This window comes from Streptomyces sp. NPDC017890 (assembly GCF_044328675.1).
Classification (GTDB): Bacteria; Actinomycetota; Actinomycetes; order Streptomycetales; family Streptomycetaceae; genus Streptomyces.
Map to the genome: position 1 here is coordinate 1 of NZ_JBIRHU010000142.1, position 1,477 is coordinate 1,477.

General features: G+C 57.2%; 2 protein-coding genes. Both read right to left on the minus strand.

Going from position 1 to position 1,477, the window contains the following annotated elements:
- A partial coding sequence (locus ACH4F2_RS36065; RefSeq protein ID WP_398136815.1) for a hypothetical protein occupies window positions 1-290 on the minus strand: 290 nt, incomplete at its 3' end.
- Between the two features lie 50 nt (window positions 291-340).
- The coding region (locus ACH4F2_RS36070; protein WP_398136816.1) for a PIN domain-containing protein at window positions 341-1,477 on the minus strand (1,137 nt) is incomplete at its 5' end.

Below are 1,477 nucleotides of genomic sequence, written 5' to 3' on the forward strand. Positions count from 1 at the left end.
ATCGCATCGATTCCCCGCTCGAGCACAGCGCGCTCCTCACCGAGCGCCTCGGCGAGCCACAGTAGACCTGGGGCGCAGCGTAAATGGTTGTAGGCGAACTTCGCGTCGCGGTCTGTGTGCTTCCGGTTGTAGGCGCCGGGGGTGTTGTACTCGCCCCAGAAGCCGAGCAAGTGCTCCTTCTGCGAGGAATACCAGACCGCGCTGTCTCGGCTGCGCGGCTCGAAGGCATCCGTTACCGGCTGTGCGGCTTGCAAAGAATCAATCACAGTCACCAGCTGTGCGAGTTCCATTTTCACCTCCAACCAATCGACAAGCAAGCATGAAGCTACGTTGCTTGGGGCTAGTCATCACCGTCCAAGGCCGCTTCTCCGGACCCTAATTCGAACGGTTCGAGCGGTCGTCCGTGAAGGGTCGCGTTGCGCATATGCTTTGCCTGTTTCAAGAGGCTCGTAATCGTATCCTCCGAAACGCCAGATTCGCGCAAACTAGTTTCGAGCGCAGCAAAGTCAAGGTCCGCTAGCTGCGGGTTATTCAGGCCGGCGATAGCCATAAGCAGTATGTCAGCAAGGACCCTCCGGCGAGAATCTCGATCTCCAAGACCGCTATCCGAATGCCGATCCGCTGCATGACGAGCTGCATGCTTGAAATTTGCCAACGCCTCGCGAAGCAATGCGGAACTCACCTCAATCGAGGATAGAGAAACCGAGGTAATTGACCCATCTCGAGTCAGGCTCGCAACTCCGGAAATATTGAAATCGCGTTCTGGGGTAACCGAGTGCAGTCCGTCCTCATCCGGAATCACTGCCTTGATCCCAGCGTGCACGATCGAGTTGAAACGCGCTACATATCCGCCATCCCCGTCTCCTGCCAAGCTCTCCCACTCGATGTCCCGCAAATTCGTCATGAATACGATCTCCGCTGACCGCGTGGCCTTTGGCAGGCCAATGGCCGCACCCTCAAGCTTCCAACCCACTAGCTCTGAGGACACGTATCCGAAGAGTTCTTTCTCGGATATCTTTTCGACGAACTCCTGCTTGTCTCCAGCCGCGACGGGTGCAGTGCGCTCAGCGATGGCGGACAGGAGTGAGGCAATGTCGTGTGCCCAATTCACCCGATCGATGAGCCCCTTCGATTGAAGCTCCTCGTGGATGTCGTGGTGCCACTTCGTAGGATTGTCGTCGTCATCGTTGGCGCCGAAGTCCTTGGAATTTTGCGAGACCCACCAGACCTCGTGTCCTGCATTCGACTCGGCAATATCGATGACGGTCAGCCAATTGAGTGTGTCTCGGTAACCATCTTTCCGCTCGTCACCGTCCCAGGGCTTGCGAAACGTCACCGCACGAGCGACCAGCTCAAGGTGATCAATCGCTGCGGGTGGAACGAACGTCGCACCGACAGACGACAGGTGCCCGCGCAATTCTCGCTCAAATGCCGTAGTTTTCGCATCAATTGCGGCGCCAATCGCATCACAGATGGA